Below are 21,872 nucleotides of genomic sequence, written 5' to 3' on the forward strand. Positions count from 1 at the left end.
GTCAAAAATGACGCATGTGCTAGTCAAGCTGCATCCTTCAGCTCCAAAAACTGCCGGAATCTTTCCTTACTGAATTGCTGGCAAAACAATGATCTCTAAAGCCAGAAGCGCCAGCAGTAGTGGCACCGCTATCAATACAAACACGCCATTCCAGCGGAATGCCACGACCCAACGCGGCACTTGACCAAAACGGGAAAGCAACATGACAGACGGTCCGAAAGGCGAAAGCATCATTGCTAGAGAAAAACCGATCACCAGAGCTACCGATATCAAAATCGGATCCATGCCTTCAGCAATGAGTTGCGGCAACAAACCCGCCTGAATGCTGAGCACCGTAATCGGAATAATTCCAATGGCTGACAGCAGCGGCAGGCTCAGCATACCGACAACTGCGAGTACCCACATTCCGCCAGTGGAGATTGCAAGACCACTTAAGGCATCGGCTGGGATCACGCTGGAAACGGAGACCCCCAGAATCGCCGACGCGGCAAAAATCGCCATTTCATTATTCATTGCTGAAACTTGAGTCACGCTTTCCTTGAGCACAACTCCAAGTGATTTTTCCTGCCACACCATATATAGAAGCGTGACCGCTGGCACAGCCATCATAGCAGCGACCGATACTTTAAAATTAGTCAAAGCAACGATAGCAGCCATCATGGCAAACACGGTTAATACCAGCCCAAGCAGCCGCAGAGTGCCCGGAGGCCTTTGCTCCAGAGCCACTCGTTCACTACTGACCTGCCGAAAACGGCGCTGTTCGAGCAACCATCCAACCGCAATCAGAACCGCAGACGCCGCAAGGCCGTAGGGCAAAAGCAAGGACCAGCTTAACTGAGGCAGCTCCCGGGTCAGTATGGCCACGGCGACACTGGTGGGCGCCACCAGGGGAACAAGAGCAAAGCCGCGAAGCGCGCTAATCAGAACGCTGCGCAGCCACTGCAGTCTGGACTCGCCGGTAATCCCGCGCTCCCGGAGGGTTTCGGAAAGACTGCCACACAGCAGGTTCATCATGCCAAAACTCAGCACAGACGCGATGCCACAACTAACCAGAGCGTATTTCGGATACAACCAGACCGCACGACCACCCAACAAGACATCGTGAATCCGGCGCAGCACTTCAAAACGCCTGACCAGGCACTGCATCATTCCCAGGCTGCCAAGGAAGGCGGCGTAAAATGCTGCATCCGCAGACGCTTTGATTAACCGGTCCATGCCCAGCTGGCCTTGAGCATAAAACCACCCCGTGACGGCCAAAGAAACCAACAACAGAATGCGGGAATATCCCTGCAGGCGACTACCCGCCCATAGAAAGCAGAAAATAAACAACAGGCCCGCGATCGCACTGAGCTGACTGCTGGAAATGCATATAGCAATCAACTGAGCCAGAACCGCCAACGGTAACAGCCACCGGTCTGCAGTATTCATACCTGCTCCGTCCTTGCCAGATTCACGCTAACAGGAATGGTCTCTGCTTGCATTTCATATACACCCGGATTAGTCTTTTGCTAATTGAATACAAAACTAAGTTTCGCTTGATGAAACTATACTAGCATAAACGACAAAGCGTCCCGGGATATTTTACCCCCGAATCTGCACGCTAACCCCGGCGGTTTGTGCACCCCCCAGAGGAAAAATAATGAGTGCATTTATCTATGATGGTCTTCGAACCGCTTTTGGCCGACACGCGGGCGCTCTTTCCCGGGTTCGGCCCGATGACTTGCTGGCACATGTGATCCGCGCGCTGATTGAGCGTAATGCGTTCGCCCCGGAAGCCTATGAAGACGTCATTGCAGGCTGTACCAATCAAGCGGGCGAAGATGCGCGCAACGTGGCACGTCACGCGGGGCTGCTGGCCGGCCTTCCAGTCGAGACAGGCGGACTGACCGTTAACCGGCTTTGTGGCTCCGGACTGGCGGCCATCATAGACGCTGCCCGAGCGGTTCGTTGCGGCGAAGGTGAATTGTTTGTGGCCGGCGGCACCGAGAGCATGAGCCGTGCCCCTTTTGTGATCGCCAAGGGCGAGACTCCTTTCAGCAGGGATTTCCGTGCCTTCGACAGCACCATTGGCGCACGTTTCCCTAACCCGCTTATTGAGAGTGCTTTCGGCGCGGACACCATGCCTGAAACCGCCGATAACATTGCCCGCGATCTTGGCCTGGGCCGCGAGTTGACAGATCAGTTTGCTGCTCAGAGTCAGGCCCGTTATGAAGCGGCCCGCCGCACAGGTTTCTATAAAGACGAGATCCTGAGTATTGATGTGCCTAATGGCCGCAAAAACCCCCCGATTACAGTCTGCGAAGACGAACACCCACGCCCCCAGTCAAACGCCGAGGCGCTCGCAAGACTCCGCCCCTTGTTTGAAGGCGGCGTAGTGACGGCAGGCAATGCGTCCGGCATTAACGACGGTGCAGCTGCCCTGATCATCGGCTCCCGCGAAGCCGGCGAACGCGCTGGAATAAAGCCCCGCGCCCGCATTGTGTCGGCCGCCATTGCAGGTGTTTCACCGCGAGTAATGGGTCTGGGCCCGGTTCTGGCCTGCGAAAAAGCCCTGGCTCGCGCTGGCTTAGGGCTTAATGATATGGATGTCATCGAGATTAATGAGGCGTTTGCAGCCCAGGTTCTCGGTTGTATCACTAAACTGGGCATAGACCCCACTGACTCCCGGCTGAACCCGAACGGAGGGGCTATTGCCATTGGCCACCCACTTGGAGCATCCGGCGCAAGGATTGCACTTACCGCCACCCGTCAGCTGGAATCCAGCGGCGGACGCTACGCCCTTATCAGCCTGTGTATTGGCGTTGGCCAAGGCATTGCCGCTGTGATTGAACGAGTTAATAACTGATTTTCACCGAGGAGAAACAGCATGGCTTCCGCGTCTTGGGATGACCTATTGCACTTTGACAAACAACTGGATGAAACCGAACGTCAGGTTCGGGACAGTATTCGTGGCTTTTGTGACCAGCGCCTGATGCCTGGCATTGTTGAGGCAAACCGGCACGAAAAATTTGACCGCTCTATCTTCACCGACATGGGTGAGTTGGGCATGCTCGGCGCTACCTTGCCGGAAGAATACGGTGGCGCTGGCCTGAACCATGTGTGCTATGGCCTGATTGCCCGGGAAGTGGAGCGTGTGGATTCCGCCTACCGCTCGGCTCTGAGCGTTCAGTCCTCGCTGGTTATGTACCCGATTTACTCATTTGGCCAGGAAGCACTGAAAAAGCGTGTACTGCCAAAACTGGCCTCCGGTGAACTGGTTGGCTGTTTCGGTTTGACCGAGCCCGACCACGGCTCTAACCCTGGCGGCATGGAAACCCGCGCCAAGAAAGTTGATGGCGGCTATCTGGTCAGCGGCTCCAAAACCTGGATTACCAACTCCCCCATTGCGGATGTCTTCGTGATTTGGGCCAAACTTGACGGTAAGGTCACCGGCTTTGTATTGGAGCGCGGCGCCAAAGGTCTGGATACCCCGAAAATTGAAGGTAAGTTTTCCTTACGTGCGTCCGAAACCGGCTCCATCTTTTTGGACGACGTGTTCTGCCCTGACGAGAACAAACTGGACGTAGAAGGCCTGAAAGGTCCGTTCAGTTGTCTCAATAAAGCCCGCTATGGCATCAGTTGGGGCTCTCTCGGCGCCGCGGAATTTTGCTGGCATGCAGCCCGCAATTACACCCTGGAACGCAAGCAGTTTGGTAAGCCATTGGCTGCCAACCAGCTTATCCAGAAAAAGCTGGTAGACATGCAGACCGACATTGCCCTTGGCCTGCAAGGTGCGTTACAGCTTGGCCGCCTGATGGACGCTGGTGAAGCATCTCCGGATGCAATTTCCATGATGAAGCGCAACAACTGCGGCAAGTCGTTGGAGATAGCGCGGGTCGCCCGTGACATGCACGGAGGCAACGGTATTTCAGACGAATACCATGTCATACGCCACGTGATGAATCTGGAAGCGGTCAATACTTACGAAGGTACTCACGATATCCACGCCCTGATTCTAGGCCGCGGACAGACCGGCATTGCCGCTTTCGGTTAACACCGACCTTTACGATGAAACAAAAAAAGGCAGGGCTCCATCGCCCTGCCTTTTTTATATCCGCCCGCTATAGACGCTTCCTTTATACCCCCACTGTCTCGGCCCGGTTAGACCACCACACAAGCGCAAGAGCTGGCACAATCAGCACCACACTGATCAGCGTCAATTCCAGATTGGTGAAGGGTACCGGGCCGCCCCCGGGGATCGCCAATAGCATGCCGCCGGCAATCAACGACAAACGGATAGGCCACTGAAGCACCCGATAAAGCGAAAGGTTGCCAATGCCCAGCAGGTAACCCTGCATACCGCCCGCAATCAGCGCCACACCCACAATGGCCTGAGGCAGCACAACCAGGATTTCATCCCAGGAGCCCTGAAGTATCAACGCCGGGTTCAGCACGAACAGGAACGGAATAAAGTAAATCACGCTACCCAGCTTCATGGCCTGAAAGCCGGTTTCCATTGGCCGTGCACCCGCCACCGTGGCAGCAGCAAAGGCACCCAGTGCCACCGGTGGTGTGATGAAGCTCAGCATGCCCCAATACAGGATGAACAGGTGAACGGCCAACGGGTCCATACCACCGCCGTTAATCAACGCCGGAGCCAGGGCCACTGCCAGGAATATATAGGCCGCCGTGACGGTCATTCCAATGCCCAGGATAAAACTGGTCGCTGCCCCCATAAATAGCAGTACAAGAGTATTGCCACCGGCCAGGAAAATCAGATCATTGGCGATGGTGCCAGACATGCCGGTTACCGAAAGCGCTCCCACCAGCAGACCCACGCCGGCCAGAATGGCAATCAGTTCCGCAAACAACTTACCGGCGCTGGAGAAAAAGCCTTTTACATCCTCCCAGCCCCACCGTTGGTATGGCAGTATCTGGTTGATCACCAACAGCAACGCCGTGGCGTAGAAAGGCGCAATCGCTTCCTGCCGCAGGAAAAACAGCAGCCAGATCAGCAGCGCAAAGACAAAGATGAAGTACCAGCCTTCTTTTAAGGTCTGGCGCAGGGAAGGCAGCTCATCCGCTGGCAAACCTTTGAGCTCGTGGCGCGCCGCGTAAGCGTCAATTTGAATAAACAGACCCATGAAATACAGGAATGACGGAACCGCTGCCGCCAGCGCAATCGTACCGTAAGAAATATTCAGAAAGCTGGCCATAATAAACGCCGTCGCGCCCATCACAGGCGGCATCAGTACCCCACCCGTAGACGCACAGGCTTCGACACCGGCGGCGTAAGACCGCCCGAAACCCACCCGCCGCATGGCCGGGATAGACAGCACACCGGTGGTCAGCACGTTGGTGATCACACTGCCGCTCATAGACCCCATCAGGCCGCTGGAGAATACCGCAACCTTGGCCGGGCCACCGCGAACATGGCCGAGCAGGGCAAACGCCAGATTGATAAAGAACTTTCCACCGCCGGTTTGTTGTAGCGCAACGCCGAACAACAAAAAGCCGATCACCAGATTGGCGAACGCCTGCAGCGGAATACCCATGACGCTCTCACGGCTCATAGCATGGTAAATGGCCGTTTGGGACGGTGATGACGGAAAACCCTGAATCGGTCCCGGCACGATATCGGCAAAAATCGGATAAAGACCTGCAACCGCAACAATAAGACCGATCGGCCAACCGCCGGCCCGCCGCGCCGCCTCAATCACCACGCCCCAAAAAAGAAAGCTCATTACAATGGCGTAGTCTGGCGCGTCGTACTCCCAGCCCCGGTCGAGAATCTGTTCCGCGTTAAACACGAAAAAGCCGCACACCGCGACCGCAAACAGAAACAGCACCACGTCGTACCAAGGCACTTTTGTACGCGACGCTTTGCCAAAGGCTGGCCAAAGCACAAACACCAGCGGCAGCATCAGTGCTACAACGGCATAGAAAAACTGGCTTTCCACCGACGTCAAAGCAGTGAACAAGCCAAGATTAAACAGGTAATCAATTGCCAGCAGTGTCAGCGCCAGGGTCGCCACTCGGGGCACCCAGAGCCAAAACCCCGATAGCTGGCGGATACCGGATATTTCGCCCGTACTAACGGGTTGTTTCTGAGGCAAGCTCATAGGAGGGTAGATTCCGGCGCAATGATGATAGAAAACGAAAACCGCCGGCGCATTGTTGTCGAAACAGCAGCAATACGCCGGAGCAGTGGATCAGGTCTTAACGGAAAACCGGTTTCATTCCTTCTGCTTCAAGCGCTTTGGCTCGGGCTTCCATCCAGCCGCTGCGAAACGCGTCCCTGTCTTCCGGTGGATTGGCGCCCATAAAGCTTTCCCACGTGGTTTTCAGGAGATTCTGGCGCTTGACCAAACCATCCTGATGCACTTGCATGGCATCGGTCCAGTGCCCGATTTCCTTGTAATACTCAACGACTGCATCGTGGTAAGGAATCACCCACTGCATGTTCTGATTCTCTAGCGAGTAACCGGCATTGCCGGGCGCAGCGTCTTTGTACTTGTCATGGTCCTCGATCAGCACACGGACCAGATTCCTGGCGGTTTTGTCGTCCAGGCTCTCACCACCTACCAGTATGGGGTATGGGTAAGTGGCACCGACCCAAGGGCTGTCTTTGCTGTAGTTCTCACCGGCCGCGGCGGTAACATTGTGGGGCTGAAAATACGGCGCTATGGTCTGAAGCTGCTGCCAGCCTTTTTTATTGGCGGGGTCCAGCTCCGGCCATACGATGCCTCTCGGGCTGGCGGCCAGTTGCTGTGCTGGAGGCCCCACGCTATTGGTAAATGCGGCATCGGCCTGGTTGGCCACGATGCCCTCAAAAGAACGGCCGTAGCCCGGAAATTCGACCCGTTCAACGTCATCCCAGGTCAGGCCGCCAAAGGCCAGAAAGGCTTCGGTGCCGATATTCAGGGCGTCATCACCACGGATGTAAGCCACGCGTTTACCTTTTAGGTCCGCCGGCGTTTTTACATTGATATCACCAGCGATAGCAACACCCATGCCGAAATCGGCGGTGGAGGTGCTGATCAGGCGAATAGACTGCGGGCCCCACTGCGGATCGGCAAAAAGCATGACACCTTCCGAACCGAAGTAGCTGGCAATACCGCAGGCACACAGTGGCACCCGACCCATCCGCAACGGCGTCATACGGGAAACATCATTTTCACCGGGCAGAATACGTACCGAGGTGCCGTATTCGTTTTTCAACAGGTTACCGATGGATACCATCTGGGTGTAGCCCGAGGAGCCGGTACCGTAGGCCGTCATGGCCAATGTGGCGGGCAATTCAATATTCTCAGCGCTGTGGGCAAAAAATGGGGCTGTACTCAAAACACCGATGAGCAAACGTTTTGTGAAAGTTGTTGTTTTTATCACTGAAAACCTCGCGTTGTGATTATTAATTAACGGCAATTATGATTTCGCACTGCGGTATTGATATTTTTTTAATTTCGCATTGCAGCACCAGTTTCCGTAAATAGAATATAGGCAATGTCATTCAATACAACAACCTTATAAAACTAAATTCTGCCAAACGCCGTAAAAACGGGGGATTTAAACGAATTACAAGGAATTGACAGAAAAGAGCAGATCATTCACTCTTACTCTATTCTGCTATGCGGTATACGTTTTCGCTAGAACGAACAGAGAGGTTATCCCATGAACATTAACTACACGCCGGACGAACTCGCCTTCCGGGATGAAGTCCGGGCTTTTCTGAACCAGGCACTACCGGCAGACCTTGCCGCCAAAGTGAAGGGTTTCCGTCATCTGACTAAAGAGGACCATCAGCGCTGGCAGCAGATTCTGTGCAAACAGGGTTGGTACGCCACCCATTGGCCAGAAGAATACGGCGGTGTGAAATGGACCCCGGTTCAAAAGCATATCTGGGATGAAGAATCCTGCGACTACGGTGTGCCCCGTTCTATTCCGTTCGGCGTGAACATGGTGGCGCCGGTTATAATCAAGTTTGGTAACGAAGAGCAGAAAAAAACCTATCTACCGCGCATTCTCAGCGGAGAGGACTGGTGGTGTCAGGGCTATTCCGAGCCCGGTGCAGGTTCTGACCTTGCATCGCTGAAAGCCCGCGCTGTGCGCGAGGGCGACCACTACATTGTGAACGGCCAGAAAACCTGGACCACGCTTGGCCAGTACGCCAACATGATTTTTTGCCTGGTGCGCACCAATACCGAGGTGAAGGCACAGGAAGGTATTTCCTTCCTGCTGATCGACATGAACACGCCAGGTATCACCGTACGCCCGATCATCACCCTTGACGGCGAGCACGAAGTGAACGAAGTCTTCTTTCAAGACGTGAAAGTGCCGGTTGAAAATCGGGTAGGAGAGGAAGACAAAGGCTGGACCTACGCCAAGTTCCTGCTGACTTATGAGCGCACCGGTCTGGCCGGCATCGGCTTATCCAAAGCCGCGTTGTCTCACTTGAAGCACCTGGCATCGCGTTGCATCAAAAATGGCCGCCCGCTGATTGAAGACACAGCGTTCAGCCAGCGTATTGCCAAGGTTGAAATTGACCTGACTGCGGCGACCATCAGCAACCTGCGCATTATTGCTGCGGTTGAGGGCGGCGGCATGCCCGGTGCGGAAAGTTCCATGCTGAAGGTAAAGGGCACAGAAATTCGCCAGGCTATAAACGACCTTGCACGCAGAGCCATTGGGCCTTATGCCATTCCCTTTGTGGAAGAAGAGCTAAACCTTGATTATGAAGGCGAGTTCTTGTCAGACGAGAATGCTGCGCCACTATCGGCGCAGTACTTTAACAACCGTAAGCTCTCGATTTTCGGCGGATCCAACGAGATCCAGAAAAATATCGTGTCGAAAATGATTCTCGGGCTTTAAGGAGGCGACCATGGATTTTCAACTCAATGAAGAGCAGCAGATGCTACAGGACACCGTAGCCCGTCTGGTGCGCGGTGAGTACAGTTTTGAAAAGCGCCTGACATTCAGTGAAACCGAAGCTGGCTTCAGTGTGGATTTCTGGAAGCAACTCAGTGACTTGGGATTAACAGCGGTTCCATTTTCCGAGGAGCTCGGCGGCTTCGACGGTGGCGGGGTAGAAATACAGTCGGTTATGACCGAACTGGGCCGTGGCCTGTGCCTTGAGCCATACCTGCAATCGGTTGTTTTTGGCGGCGGCCTTATTAACCAGGCCGGAAATGAGAGCCAGAAAGAAGCTTGGTTAAGCGGTATTGCCAGCGGCGAATTGCAAGCGGCAGTCGCACTGCAAGAGCCTCAGAGTTTTTACGACCTGAACGATGTGCAAACCCGCGCTGAGAAAAAAGACGGGGGCTTCGTGCTTAATGGACACAAAGCCGTGGTGATTGGCGGGCATTGTGCTGACCTCATTGTGGTATCCGCTCGCACCTCGGGCGACGCCCGCGATGCTAACGGCATCAGCCTGTTTGCTTTAAAGCCAGATACCGCAGGCATTGAACGCCGTGTTTACCCGACCATTGACGGTTCAAAAGGCTGTGATATTACGCTGCGCAATGTTCATGTTGACGCTAATGCCCTGCTGGGCGAAGAAGGCGGCGCCAGCGAAATAATAGAGTACCAGGCAGGTCGCGCGATTGCGGCACTATGCGCGGAAGCAGTCGGTGTTATGGAAGTGGCCAACGAGCTTACCCTCGATTACCTCAAACAGCGTAAACAGTTTGGCGTACCCATTGGTAAGTTTCAGGTGCTGCAGCATCGCATGGTCGACATGATGTCCGAACTTGAGCAAGCCCGATCGATGGCTATTCTGGCTGCCAGCGTGGCAGACGAAGAACAGAGCAATGAGCGCCGTCGCGTTCTGTCCGCCGCCAAAAATGTAATTGGCCGCAGCGGGCAGTTCATTTCAGAGCAAGGCATACAATCCCATGGTGGTATTGGCATGACATGGGAATACAATTTTGCCCATTATGCCAAGCGTTTGATTATGATCAACCACCAACTGGGTGATGATGACTTCCACCTGGAACGCTATGCGTCTCTTCTAAAGGCAAGCTAAACTCCTTAATGAGTGAGTCTAAGACCTCGTTCTGCTCTGCCAGGGGACTTTTTTAGGAGGGTCGTTCGCCGCCCCTTTTGTTATTCAAAGTCAGGAATAAGGTGAACAATATGACAACAAACACCTCGAATACCGATGCTAATACGCTGAGAGCGGAAGAATGGCAGGTTCGCACCGAGTTAGCTGCGGCTTACCGCCTTGTCGCCCTGTTCGGATGGGATGATCTGGTTTTCACCCACCTCTCCGCCCGGGTACCTGGCCTCGAACATCACTTTCTTATTAATCCTTATGGCCTGCTGTTCCACGAGATTACGGCGTCCTCTCTGGTAAAAGTGGACCAAGACGGACAGGTTGTGCAATCTGGGGGCCTTAGCAGGGTGAACCCCGCCGGCTTTACCATACACAGTGCTGTGCACATGGGGCGCGACGATGCCGGTGCTGTTATGCATCTTCATGCTCCAGACGGCGTGGCGGTTTCCGCCCACAAAGACGGTCTGTTACCGCTGAGCCAAACGGCCATGCTCTGCCTGGCGCACCTGAGTTACCACGACTATGAAGGTGTGGCCCTGAATCTGGATGAGCGAGAACGCCTGATTCGTGACCTTGGGGACAAATCCATGATGATGCTGCGCAATCACGGTGTTCTGACCGCTGGCAAAGACGTACCGGAAACCTTCACGTATCTGTACTTCTTGATGAAGGCCTGCGAGATACAGGTTAAAGCACAGAGTTGCGGCCCGGTGTATATGCCCTCCGAGCAAGCTATTCGAACAACCGCAGAACAGTCACAATCCCTAGGTAGCGCTGCGGCGCTCACCTGGCCGGCACTGCTGCGGCTTCTCGATAGCAAAAACCCCGGTTACGCGGTATAGGAAGGGCTCACTATGGTGGAAATACAATTTGATGAGCTGGCAGGCCATAAAGGGAGCCTTTGTTGTTACAGCCCCTGGCTTACCATCACCCAGAACATGATTGGAGCGTTTGCTGATGCCACGGGTGATCACCAGTGGATTCACGTGGACGTAGAACGGGCAAAGCGAGAATCGCCCTGGAAAAACCCGGTCGCCCATGGGTATTTAACAGTGTCCCTGATTTCCCGACTCAACCCTCAGGCGCTGCGTATAACCGGCACCAAGGCCACTATCAATTACGGGCTGAACAAACTGCGATTTCCAGCGGCAGTGCCGGTGGGTTCGGATATCCGCACGAAAGTCGAACTGGTGGATTTCACACCGGTGGACGAAGGAAGAATCTTGGCGACTTACAAAACCACGGTAGAAATAAAGGGCCAGGACAAACCTGCCTGCGTAGCAGAAAATCTCGCTATGTACGTGATCTGAACAAGACTGTTTTATTCAGGGCCCGGAAAACGGGCCCTGAATAGTCTCTAAAAATCTTCTAAACACTCGCTAAACACTATTCCCGCCCTTCCAACGCTGCGCGCATCTTTAGAGTAACCAATACGGTATTCAGGTGAGGTACTGCGATGCCCCGGCGCTTGGCTATCGCTACCACGTTGCCCAAGACGGCCTCCCGTTCAATGGGGCGATCATTCAGATAATCCAGCGCCATGCTGTTTTTGTAGGCAGGCATTTTGCGGGTGCCGGTGATGTTCTGATCGATCAGCGCCTCATCCATTGGATAGCCTTCTGCCGCAGCCACATCCATCACCTCACGCATCATGGCCCGGATCAGCGCTTCGCCGCCCGCGGTATTCAGAATGGTTCGGGTGTCCGCGCCGTTGGCAATAACAGACAAAGGGTTGAACGGGGTATTCCAGAGACACTTGCGCCAGCGCTCACCCACGACACGCTCAGTCAGGTCGATCTTAATGCCGCCGTCTATAAACAGTTGAGATAAAACACGGCAGCTCTCATCAATACCTTCCGGATAATGCCCCATCACTAGCTTGCCGTAGGCTTTGTGCTCAACGACACCGGATTCCGTGCGGCTTGCGGCAATAAAGGCCAGGCAGCTTATAAGCGTATTGTCGGGATAGGCATCGGCCAGTTCTTTTTCGATACCCAGACCGTTTTCGATCAATACCAGACAGGTCTTCTTCCCCATCCAGGGCGCAATCAATGCAACCCGATCCACGCCAGGCAGAACTTTCACGCACAGAATCAGAAAGTCTGGTGTTTCTTCAGGTAGGTCGCCATCACGGTATACATGATCTGGATCGTAGGAGAGGTCTCCCAGCGGGCTTGTGATGCGAATACCCTGAGCTCTGACCGCATCATAGTCTGAGCGCAACACGGCGCTCACGGAACAACCGGCTTTCTTTAGAATAGCACCGTAGAAGCTACCAATAGCGCCGGCACCCACAATCAGAATACTGGGTTTATTTTTCATGACCGATCCCTTCCCTTCCACTCTTCCTCTTGAAGCGCTCGCCACATTAGCTTGCCCGTGGGGGACTTTGGCAAGGCACTCACAAATTCAACAATGGCAGGCACTTTATAGACCGCCATCTGTTCCTTGCACCAGCCCGTAATGTCCTCAACGCTGGTGCTGCCTTCCGCTTCAGATGTCAGCACAATACAGGCCTTCACCGTTTCCCCGCGTTTGGGGTCCGGGGCCGAGATAATACACACCTCATGAATGGCCGGGTGTCGGTACATCAGGACTTCAACTTCCGAGGGCCATACCTTGAACCCGGAGGCATTAATCATTCGCTTAAGACGATCAACCATGAAGAAGTAGCCTTCTTCGTCGTAATACGCGAGATCGCCGGTGCGAAAGAAATGCTTGCCATCAATTTCGACGAACGCCGCTTCGGTTTCCGCCGGCCGGTTCCAGTAGCCGATTGTCACCTGTGGGCCACAGGTAACAATCTCACCGATTTCCCCCGGTGCTTTCTCTTCCCGGGTATCTACATCAATAACCCGACTGTCCACATCAAACACGGGGATACCCAAACACTGGGCTTTAGGCTTCGCGTTGGGGTTTATGTGGGTTGCAGCCATGGTTTCTGACAGGCCGTAGCCTTCAATGTAGTTGAGCCCCGTCAGTTTTTTCAGCTTTTCCGCAACGGGGCCTGGCATGGCGGCACCCCCGCCACCAATCATCTTGAGGCTGGAGAGGTCGTATTTGCCAATGTCCGGATTGGAAAGAAAGTCTACCGCCATGGTAACGATGTTGGTCCAGCCGGTAACCTTGTAGCGTTCAATGAGCCTTGATGCCGTGGTTCGATCCCAACGCGTCATGATCACCGATGTGGAACCGGCGAATATCGGCCCGTTCATGGAGCCGGTCATGCCGGTCACATGGAAAAATGGCAGGGTGGCCAGCTGCACGCTGTCGGACGTGCTCAAGTTCCAGAACACACGTTGTACCGCCGTTGCCATCACCGAGCGATGAGTGTGCATACAGCCTTTTGGTGCACCCGTTGTACCCGAGCTATAAGGGATGACTGCCAGATCTTCCGGGCCTGCCGTATGTTTTTGAGGGCTAAGGCTTGCCGCCATAGAATTTTCCCAGCTTACCAGGCCTGGAACATCGCCCGACCAAGCCGGCATTGCGACTTCCGCAGGCAGGTCCAAGTCGGTATCAGGCTTGATGTAGGTGGTGTAGGACGCCACCACGATCTGTTCCAGGTCGGTTTTCCCCAACAGTGGCGCAATATATTCAGTCAGCTCCTGGCCTGCCAGGCATAACGCTGAGCCCGTATCCGCAATGTAGTGCTCCAGCTCTGCGGCTCGGTTCATCGGGTTTATTGGGACTACCACGGCATCCGCCCGCAGAATCGCGTAATAAGAGATCACATACTGCGGCGAATTCTGCATATACAGCAGCACCCGATCACCCTTTTTTACACCCTGCGCCTGCAGGTAACCTGCCATGGCCTCCACTTCCGCCAGCAGTTGACGGTATGTGATAAACGCATCGTAGAAAATAATGGCTGTGTGATCGGGATAGCGCAGGGCCGATATTTCCAGGTTGGTAAAAACACTGGTTTTCGGCAGGGTCAGGGTCTTGGGCAACTCTTTCGGCCAGACCGCGTAATGGCGTGTGAACATGATTATTGTTCTCTTTGGATGTAAATCAGTCTGTCAGCATCGCAGACAGATCAAACTCTTTGGTATCCCCGGGCAGGGGGCCTTCGTGTCGCAGGGGTGTGATGGCAACGGCCCTGTCTCTGAGCACCGCCACGTCGGAATCCGGTGCTACGATATGCCGGGAGCTGCGATCAAAACCCAGCCACCAATACGGCAAACTTCGGGCGTCCCTGCCTTCCTGCAGGCTGGCTTGTTGAATAGAACCGCTCGATTGTTTACACCAGCGGGCAGAGTTAATTTCCGCCACTTCGCACGCTGGGAAATTCACGTTCCAGGCCCGTGTTTCGCCCGGTTGCCACAACCTGCGTATTATTGTTTCACCAAAACGCTCGACGGGCGCCCATTGAACACCGTCCCTCGACAAAAAAGCCTGGCTCAAGGCAATAGCGGCAATGTTCATGTGCTGCGCGCTGAGTACCGCTCCAACCGTGCCCGAGTACTGCACCGAATCGCTGATATTGGCACCGCAATTGACACCAGACAACACAAGATCCGGAGGCGTTTCGTTAAACCAGTGGGCGAGAGAATAAAGCACGCAGTCGGCCGGAGTACCAGAAACCGCATAGCGCTTTTCCCCGGTTTCGTAGACACGTAGCGGATCGTGTATGGAGATGCTCTGACCCGCACCGCTGCGGTCATGCTCAGGAGCAACAATCCAAACCTCTTCTGCCAGATTGCGGGCAATTTTTTCCAGCCTGGCCAGCCCCGGGGCGTTAATGCCGTCGTCGTTGGTAATAAGAATGCGTCGAACAATGGGTGCTGTCATATCTGCTTTCCTGCCTTGGCGATGTTCCAACCGGTTTCGGCCAGCAAGCTGGCTCGCTTACCCACTTCCAGCGCATTGGCATTGGCGGCATTGCCGTCCAGCGCGCGCTTGTAGACACCTTGCACGATGGAAGCTAAGCGGAATAACGAAAACGCGAGATACACGTGCCAGTCGGAAATGCCTTCACGGCCTGTTTTGGCGCAGTAACGAGCAATCGTTTCTTGCTCGTCCGGGATACCCAATGCTTCAAGATCTTCTCCTTGCAGTCCACGCATACCGGGCATATCCGATGGCAGATGATAAGGCAGACAGTAGTAGGCCAAGTCCGCCAGCGGATGCCCAAGCGTGGAAAGCTCCCAGTCCAGAATGGCGATCACCTCGGGTTTGTCTGGCGCCAGCATCAGGTTGCCGAAACGATAGTCACCGTGGGCAATGGCGCACTCATCGGTCGAAGGCAGATTTTCGGGCAACCATGCCATTAGTTTGTCCATGGCGGGCATATCGTCGGTTTTTGCCGCCAGGTACTGTTTACTCCAGCGCGAAACCTGGCGCGCCACATAACCTTCCGGGCGCCCGTAATCCCCAAGACCCACTGCATTCACATCTACGGAATGCAGCTCTGCCAGGGTGTCGATGGCGGAATGGTGAGCCGGCAGCCTTTCCTTGCGATCCAGCACTCGCAAGGCTGAATGACTGACAATGCGGCCTTCCAGAAAGTCCATCACGTAAAAAGGCGTGCCTATAATCTCGCTGTCTTCACACAACACCCGGGCTTTGGGTACCGGCAGCGATGTGTTATCCGATAGCGCACGGATAACTTTGTACTCCCGCTCGACCATGTGAGCGGACGGCAGCGTTTTCCCGGGTGGTTTTTTACGCAGAACGTAGCGACCACTGTCGGTATCCAGCAGAAATGTTGGGTTGGACTGGCCGCCCTGAAACTGTTTTATCTCAAGACGGTTACCAAAACCCGGCATTTCTTGTTGGAGCCAGGACAGGAGCCGGGCTTCATCGAATTTGTGGGCTGGAAGGACGTCGACCAGCTCTGGGGGTATGCTCATTTTTTTCTGTTGCCTTTAGTTATCAGGTTGCAGCCTTTGCATAGGGGCGGCGATAACCCATTCAACAGATGGTTTCGCCGCCGTCGGCTACTATGGTTTGGCCGGTGATGTAGGCGCTGGCTTTGGTTGACAAAAATACAGCCAGGCCGGCGATGTCTACCGGGTCGCCGATTCTTCTTAGTGGGGTTTTGTCTTCTGCGCGCTTCACGCGTACCGGGTCTTCCCAGAGTGTGCGGGCAAAGTCGGTTTTGATCAGCCCGGGAGCGATGCTGTTGATGCGGATGCCTTTCGGACCCCACTCCACGGCCAGGTTTCGGCCCAGCGCTGCTTCTGCTGCTTTGGATACACCGTAGGTTCCGATGGTTGTATTACCGCGTATTCCGGCGATGCTGGACAGCAACACAACGGCGCCCTCACCTTTCTGTGCCATCTGCGGCAACACCATGTTGGTGAGCCAGAAGGTGCCTTTGACGTTGGTGTCCATGATCTTGTCCCAGGCCTCGTCGGTCATTTCGGAGGTGGGACCATAGACCGGGTTGGTGGCCGCGTTGCATACGAGCACGTCGATACTGCCCCAGGCTTCGTTGGTTTTGTTAACCAGGTTTTGCAGGTCGTCTTTTTTGCCGACGTGGCAGGGTATCGCTATGGCTTCGTAGCCTTTGGCTTTCAATTCATTCGCCACCTGCTCACAGGCGTCGGCCTTGCGGCTGGAGATAACAACTTTCGCGCCCAAGCGGGCCATTTCTTCGGCGATTGAACGGCCAATGCCTTTGGTGGAACCCGTGATCAGGGCCACCTTACCGGTCATATCAAAAAGTGGGTTGTTCATAGCTTGCGTTTCCATAAGGGTTTCAGTCTGATCAGCGGTACTGACGAAGTTCAATTTTGGCGACGGAATCCAGATGCACCTCATCCGGGCCATCCGCTAACCGCAACGTCCGCACTTTGGCCCAGGCTGACGCAAGGAAGGTATCCTGGCTTACGCCGGCTCCACCGTGCACTTGTATGGCACGGTCAAGCACCTTCAGCGCCATGCTCGGAGCAATCACCTTTATCATGGCGATTTCTTGACGGGCTACCTTGTTTCCAACGGTATCCATCATGTACGCCGCTTTCAGAGTTAACAGCCGCGCCTGTTCAATCTCGATTCGGCTGCGGGCGATGTCCTTGCGAATAGAATCAAAGCTGGATAACGGCTTGCCGAATGCCTCGCGCTCATTGGCACGGATGCACATCAACTCCAGCGCACGCTCCGCAATACCAATGGTGCGCATGCAGTGATGAATGCGGCCTGGCCCGAGACGACCCTGGGCGATTTCAAAGCCACGCCCTTCACCCAGCAGAAGGTTGCTCACAGGAACTCGTACGTTTTCGTAATGAATCTCCGCGTGGCCGTGGGGCGCGTGGTCGTAACCAAACACGGTCAATGAGCGGACTAATTTCACACCGGGCGCATCTAATGGCACCAGAATCATCGACTGCTGCTGATGCTTGGGCGCGTTAGGATCGGTCTTGCCCATTACGATGGCAATTTTGGAGGTGGTGGTCATGGCACCTGAGGACCACCATTTTTTGCCGTTGATCACATACTCATCGCCCTCACGCCGGATCTCGCAGGCAATGTTGGTAGCATCGGAGGACGCTACATCCGGTTCTGTCATGGAGAAGCAGGAACGAATTTCACCTGCCAGCAAAGGCTTCAGCCACTGATCCTGCTGCTCTTGGTTACCGTATCGAGCGATGGTTTCCATGTTGCCGGTATCCGGCGCGGAGCAGTTGAACACTTCCGGGGCCATTTCAGAACGGCCCATGATTTCGCAAAGGTGGGCGTACTCAAAGTTGGTCAGGCCGGCTCCCAGATCGCTCTCCGGCAGGAACAAGTTCCAGAGGCCCTCGGCTTTTGCCTTCGCCTTAAGCTCCTCTATGATCGGAACCGGCGCCCAGCGATTTTCTGCCTTTTCAATCTGTTCGTGGTGCGTGGACTCGTTGGGATAAATGTGCGCATCCATGAACTCGTTCAACTGCACCTGCAGTTTTTTTGCTTTGTCAGACAACTCGAACATGTCGGTTTCCTCTTGGACATTGAATCGTTGACCGGCCTTCGCAGCCGATCAGGTTTTTGTTTTATGCACTGAAAATCAGATAGGGACGCCTTCGGGCTTGTCACTGCCAGACCGGATCCGGAACGTACCTTCGGCGATGGCAAGCAGGTTGCCTTTGTCGTCATGAACTTCGCCGGTGCTGTTAAAAATCCGCGTACCACCGGCCCGCTTGCGCCCGGTAACACGAATGGTGCCGCTGGAGCATTGGCCGGTAAACGTAGTGGTTAAAGACAAGGTGATGGCTTTACGCATCCGCCCCGGGTAGGGGCAGTGTGTGCCACCCTGAGCCATAGCAATATCAAGCAGCGACGTAAGCACACCGCCGTGAATAACGCCACCGAGGTTCAGGTGCCTTGGCTGTAATTCCAGCTCAATAACCGCTTCGTTTTCCTCCCAGGAGGCCTGACGGTAACCGAGTAAGTTATGAAAGCCCGGCAGCTCTGTACCATCGACATATGTGCCATCAACATGACGGGATTCTTGTTTGCTCATTACACTTTCATTCCTGGTAAATTCAGAGAGGCGGTATTGCCGCCATCCACAGGCAGCGCCTGACCGGTGATATAGCTGGCATCGTCACTGGCAAAAAACAGAATAGCCGCTGCAATCTCTTCCGGCTCGCCATAGCGGCGCAGTTCGCAGCGATTGCCTAGCTTATGGGCTTTTTCATGAGCGCGGGCGTAATCAAACACCTTTTGTGTCATACCGGTCTCAACCAGGCCCGGGCAGACAGCGTTCACCCGAATATTATGATCGCCAAGATCACACGCAGCGGTCATAGTGAGGTTGATCACTCCAGCCTTCGAGGCGCTATAAGCATTGCCCCCTGCGCCCGAGCGGATGCCGGCAACCGACGCTGTATTGACAATGGAACCGAGTTTGCGAGCCTGCATGTGCGGCGCGACGTGCTTTATGAGGAGCATGGTGCCAATCAGGTTCACCGATAACACCGTGTCCCACTCGTCTCGCTCATTTTCGGTTACCGGTGGATGGCCTTTCCCTGTGCTGGCAATGCCAGCAATGTTGCACAAGATGTCGATTTTCCCAAAAGCGTTTATAGCGTCGTTCACCAAATTTTTGACCTGAGCCTCATTGGCAACGTTGACAAGGCGGCGGAGATGCTCAGCGCGCTCGGGCATCAGATTCCCGGTTTCAACCAGACCCGTCTCCGACGTATCAGCCATAACGACTTGGGCACCCTCACGCGCCAGTCGCAAGGCGGTTGCTCGACCTATTCCGCTGCCGGCTCCGGTAACAATAGCCACCCGGTCATCAAAACGCCCCATTCCGCTGCTCCTTGTGTCTCTGGTTTTATTATTGCGGGTTTTATTATTGCACTAGCGATTTTGCTTTCGCATTAATTTGTCACGACTTCCACTTTTGAGTCAATATAAACGGAAGTAAATTTCACTAGTCAAAACACCATAGCAGCATAAGGCACAAAAATGAAAAATATCCTGAGCAAAATGCCGGTGTACGCACCCATAACCCCGAACGAACCCATGGAGGCCATCGGCCACCGGATACAGAGCTTTGCAATGACCCGCGCGGACCACCCGGCGTTAATCAGTGAACAAGGTACGCTGAGCTGGAGAGCCCTGTTGGATCACACTAACCAAATTGCCAACCGCCTGCGAGATGCCGGGTTGCAGCCCGGCGACTCAGTGGCAGCGCTGTCTGAAAACAGCGCCGCCTATGTCGCTCTGTATCTTGGTGTACTGACCGCTGGCGGCTGCATGGTGCCGCTTTCAGGTATGGCCAGCGCCGAAGCACTGAATCTGATGTTGTCCGATTGCGGTGCACAATTTCTTTTTGTATCACAGAAAAATCAGGATCTCTTTCACAGCTTTCGAGCTGGGCTGAAGGAACTATCGGACGACCGCATTATTGCCCTGGATGACGACAGTGAAGGGATTGGCCTGACACTGAAAGACTGGCTTCGCGATGCCTCATTTGAAGCCTGCCCCGCGGACGTATCAATGGATGACGCCTTTAACATCATCTACAGTTCTGGGACCACCGGCACCCCGAAGGGCATCCTTCACGATTACCGATTCCGCCAACGGCAGATGGAACGAATGAGCCGTTATGGGCTGGATGGCGATGCCATTAATATGATCTCAACGCCGATGTACTCCAACACCACACTGGTTTCGCTGTTACCCACTCTGTTCCACGGTGGCACCCTGGTAATCATGGCAAAGTTCGATACCAGACGGTTCCTTGAACTGGCCGAAACACATCGCGCAACTCACGCCATGCTGGTACCGGTGCAGTACCAGAGGATTCTGGCTGACAAAGATTTTGACCGCTTTGATCTCTCCAGCTTTAAGTTGAAACTCTGTACCAGTGCTCCCCTGAGACCGATCGTGATCGCCGATGCCATGGCACGCTGGCCCGGCAACATACGGGAGGTTTACGGCCTTACAGAGGGCGGCATTTCTACCAGCCTCGACTGTGCCGCGCACCGGGACAAATGGAGCTCGGTCGGCATACCGACTGAAGGCGCGGAAGTACGCGTGATCGACGAAGATGGCCATCAGTTGCCGCAAGGCGAAACCGGCGAGCTCGTTGGCCGTGCGATTTCCATGATGCGGGGCTACGTGAACCGGCCTGAGCAAACTCGGGAAATGTTGTGGGAAAGCCCGGAGGGCGACGTGTTCTATCGCAGTGGAGATATGGGACGAATCGACGACGACGGTTTTATCCATATTCTCGATCGTCGCAAGGACATGATCATTTCTGGTGGTTTTAATATTTATGCAGTTGATCTTGAGCAAGCGCTGCTGGCGCACCCTGCGGTGGACGATGCAGCGGCTATCGGTATTCCAAGTGAACAGTGGGGTGAAACACCTTTGGGCCTGGTCGTTCTCAAACCCGGACACCAGGATTCCGGGCTTGAGATACTCGAATGGGCTAACAATCAACTGGGCAAAAGCCAGCGCATCTCCGCTATTGAGCTTCGAGCGGAGCTGCCCCGCTCCACCATAGGTAAAGTCCTGAAGCGGGAGTTGCGCGAACCTTACTGGCACACGGTTGCGCGTTAACCCCGCTCAGCGTCGGGCCAGCTTAGCCAGAGCGGCCCGACAATCCTCTGATCGTAGCCGCTCGGAAAACACCTCCCGTTCCCGCTCCAGCGCCTGTTCTACCTGCTCACGCCAAGGAGCACGGATCAGTCGCTTACTCGCCCGTAGAGCTTCACGAGGTTTATTTGCCAGGTTTGCGGCAAGTGCCAGCGCTTCAACCAACGCCTGCCCATCACCCACAATCCGGCTGACTAGCCCACATTCTCTGGCATCGTTGCCACTGATCACCTCGCCCAACAGCAGCAGATCTGTGGCTCTGCGAGCGCCCAAGTGCAGGGGCATGGTTACCGTAGAAGCGGCCTCCGGTACTAACCCGAGATCCACAAACGCCGTTTTGAATTGCGCACTCTTTGCCGCTATCACGACATCCACGTGCAACAACAACGTGGTGCCGATACCGATTGCCAAGCCTTCAACAGCCGCTATAACCGGCGTATCACAGTCCATCAGCGCTTCAATGAACGCCAGCCCAGCGGAGGGCTTCGGCTGATCATCCATAGCACGGGCCCGAAAATCATCCAGATCATTGCCAGCAGTGAACACGCCCCCGGCGCCGGAAATGACAATGGCGTTTACAGCTTCGTCCTCATTGGCACGTATTATGGCGTCACTCAATTGCTGATACATTTCCCGTGTCACGGCATTTTTCTTTTCAGGGCGGTTGATAACGAGTTGGACCACACCCTGGGAACACTGAATTTCAATCATTGAACTATCCTTATTAAGAGTATTTTGTTGTTTACGCACAAAACATCCTATTGCAAACGCCCAATCATGTGATAGATTTAGAAAACATAAA

At 54.6% G+C, this 21,872-nt stretch carries 19 protein-coding genes; 7 read left to right on the forward strand and 12 right to left on the reverse strand.

Going from position 1 to position 21,872, the window contains the following annotated elements; all coding sequences use genetic code 11:
* Positions 1 to 66 precede the first annotated feature (66 nt).
* A complete protein-coding gene (locus MIH19_RS17925) occupies positions 67 to 1,428 on the reverse strand; it encodes a hypothetical protein (RefSeq protein ID WP_249006150.1) in 1,362 nt (453 codons plus the stop codon).
* A 211-nt stretch (positions 1,429 to 1,639) separates the two neighbouring features.
* On the opposite strand from MIH19_RS17925, the gene MIH19_RS17930 reads away from it, so the two are divergent.
* Positions 1,640 to 2,845, forward strand: a complete 1,206-nt coding sequence (locus tag MIH19_RS17930) for a 3-oxoadipyl-CoA thiolase (protein WP_283164067.1) — start codon at positions 1,640 to 1,642, stop codon at positions 2,843 to 2,845.
* Between the two features lie 21 nt (positions 2,846 to 2,866).
* Complete coding sequence (locus tag MIH19_RS17935) at positions 2,867 to 4,033, forward strand: acyl-CoA dehydrogenase (RefSeq protein WP_249006151.1); 1,167 nt, start codon at positions 2,867 to 2,869, stop codon at positions 4,031 to 4,033.
* Between the two features lie 82 nt (positions 4,034 to 4,115).
* Here MIH19_RS17935 and MIH19_RS17940 read toward each other — a convergent pair whose 3' ends face one another.
* Together MIH19_RS17940 and MIH19_RS17945 are read right to left on the reverse strand one after the other, a co-directional pair.
* Positions 4,116 to 6,101 (reverse strand): TRAP transporter permease, encoded by a 1,986-nt coding sequence (locus tag MIH19_RS17940; RefSeq protein ID WP_249006152.1) that lies wholly within the window; start codon positions 6,099 to 6,101, stop codon positions 4,116 to 4,118.
* A 97-nt stretch (positions 6,102 to 6,198) separates the two neighbouring features.
* Positions 6,199 to 7,368, reverse strand: coding sequence for a TAXI family TRAP transporter solute-binding subunit (locus MIH19_RS17945; RefSeq protein ID WP_249006153.1), 1,170 nt, complete (start codon positions 7,366 to 7,368; stop codon positions 6,199 to 6,201).
* 282 nt (positions 7,369 to 7,650) lie between these two features.
* Here MIH19_RS17945 and MIH19_RS17950 point away from each other — a divergent pair, with 282 nt between their 5' ends.
* The 4 genes from MIH19_RS17950 (at position 7,651) to MIH19_RS17965 (ending at position 11,340) form a co-directional block, all read left to right on the forward strand.
* Positions 7,651 to 8,847 (forward strand): acyl-CoA dehydrogenase family protein, encoded by a 1,197-nt coding sequence (locus tag MIH19_RS17950; RefSeq protein ID WP_249006154.1) that lies wholly within the window; start codon positions 7,651 to 7,653, stop codon positions 8,845 to 8,847.
* 10 nt (positions 8,848 to 8,857) lie between these two features.
* Positions 8,858 to 10,000 (forward strand): acyl-CoA dehydrogenase, encoded by a 1,143-nt coding sequence (locus tag MIH19_RS17955; protein ID WP_249006155.1) that lies wholly within the window; start codon positions 8,858 to 8,860, stop codon positions 9,998 to 10,000.
* A gap of 110 nt (positions 10,001 to 10,110) precedes the next feature.
* On the forward strand, positions 10,111 to 10,872 hold the full coding sequence (locus tag MIH19_RS17960; RefSeq protein WP_249006156.1) for a class II aldolase/adducin family protein: 762 nt from the start codon (positions 10,111 to 10,113) through the stop codon (positions 10,870 to 10,872).
* Positions 10,873 to 10,884: 12 nt separating this feature from the next.
* Complete coding sequence (locus MIH19_RS17965) at positions 10,885 to 11,340, forward strand: MaoC family dehydratase (RefSeq protein WP_249006157.1); 456 nt, start codon at positions 10,885 to 10,887, stop codon at positions 11,338 to 11,340.
* 76 nt (positions 11,341 to 11,416) lie between these two features.
* Here MIH19_RS17965 and MIH19_RS17970 read toward each other — a convergent pair whose 3' ends face one another.
* The 8 genes from MIH19_RS17970 to MIH19_RS18005 all read right to left on the reverse strand — a co-directional run bounded on the left by MIH19_RS17970 (position 11,417) and on the right by MIH19_RS18005 (position 19,273).
* Positions 11,417 to 12,352, reverse strand: a complete 936-nt coding sequence (locus MIH19_RS17970) for a 2-dehydropantoate 2-reductase (RefSeq protein WP_249006158.1) — start codon at positions 12,350 to 12,352, stop codon at positions 11,417 to 11,419.
* The gene (locus MIH19_RS17975) at positions 12,349 to 14,019 is read right to left on the reverse strand and encodes a long-chain fatty acid--CoA ligase (protein ID WP_249006159.1); all 1,671 of its coding nucleotides are present in this window, start codon (positions 14,017 to 14,019) and stop codon (positions 12,349 to 12,351) included. Before MIH19_RS17975 ends, MIH19_RS17970 begins: the two co-directional genes overlap by 4 nt.
* A gap of 25 nt (positions 14,020 to 14,044) precedes the next feature.
* Positions 14,045 to 14,824, reverse strand: a complete 780-nt coding sequence (gene surE, locus MIH19_RS17980) for a 5'/3'-nucleotidase SurE (protein WP_249006160.1) — start codon at positions 14,822 to 14,824, stop codon at positions 14,045 to 14,047.
* A complete protein-coding gene (locus MIH19_RS17985; protein WP_249006161.1) occupies positions 14,821 to 15,885 on the reverse strand; it encodes a phosphotransferase in 1,065 nt (354 codons plus the stop codon). The genes surE and MIH19_RS17985 overlap by 4 nt, the downstream gene beginning before the upstream one ends.
* A gap of 61 nt (positions 15,886 to 15,946) precedes the next feature.
* Positions 15,947 to 16,714 carry an SDR family oxidoreductase gene (locus MIH19_RS17990; RefSeq protein ID WP_249006162.1) on the reverse strand — a complete coding sequence of 256 codons (768 nt, stop codon included), beginning with the start codon at positions 16,712 to 16,714 and terminating at the stop codon, positions 15,947 to 15,949.
* 31 nt (positions 16,715 to 16,745) lie between these two features.
* Positions 16,746 to 17,948: an acyl-CoA dehydrogenase family protein gene (locus MIH19_RS17995; RefSeq protein WP_249006163.1), complete on the reverse strand. Its 1,203-nt coding sequence runs from the start codon at positions 17,946 to 17,948 to the stop codon at positions 16,746 to 16,748.
* A gap of 75 nt (positions 17,949 to 18,023) precedes the next feature.
* Positions 18,024 to 18,479, reverse strand: coding sequence for a PaaI family thioesterase (locus tag MIH19_RS18000; protein ID WP_249006164.1), 456 nt, complete (start codon positions 18,477 to 18,479; stop codon positions 18,024 to 18,026).
* On the reverse strand, positions 18,479 to 19,273 hold the full coding sequence (locus MIH19_RS18005) for an SDR family NAD(P)-dependent oxidoreductase (RefSeq protein ID WP_249006165.1): 795 nt from the start codon (positions 19,271 to 19,273) through the stop codon (positions 18,479 to 18,481). The genes MIH19_RS18000 and MIH19_RS18005 overlap by 1 nt, the downstream gene beginning before the upstream one ends.
* Positions 19,274 to 19,432: 159 nt before the next feature.
* Between MIH19_RS18005 and MIH19_RS18010 the strand changes: the two genes are divergently transcribed.
* Complete coding sequence (locus MIH19_RS18010) at positions 19,433 to 21,034, forward strand: class I adenylate-forming enzyme family protein (protein WP_249006166.1); 1,602 nt, start codon at positions 19,433 to 19,435, stop codon at positions 21,032 to 21,034.
* A 6-nt stretch (positions 21,035 to 21,040) separates the two neighbouring features.
* On the opposite strand, the gene MIH19_RS18015 is transcribed toward MIH19_RS18010, so the two are convergent.
* Complete coding sequence (locus MIH19_RS18015; protein WP_249006167.1) at positions 21,041 to 21,781, reverse strand: enoyl-CoA hydratase-related protein; 741 nt, start codon at positions 21,779 to 21,781, stop codon at positions 21,041 to 21,043.
* Between the last annotated feature and the right edge of the window lie 91 nt (positions 21,782 to 21,872).

Source organism: Marinobacter sp. M1C, assembly GCF_023314135.1.
Classification (GTDB): Bacteria; Pseudomonadota; Gammaproteobacteria; order Pseudomonadales; family Oleiphilaceae; genus Marinobacter.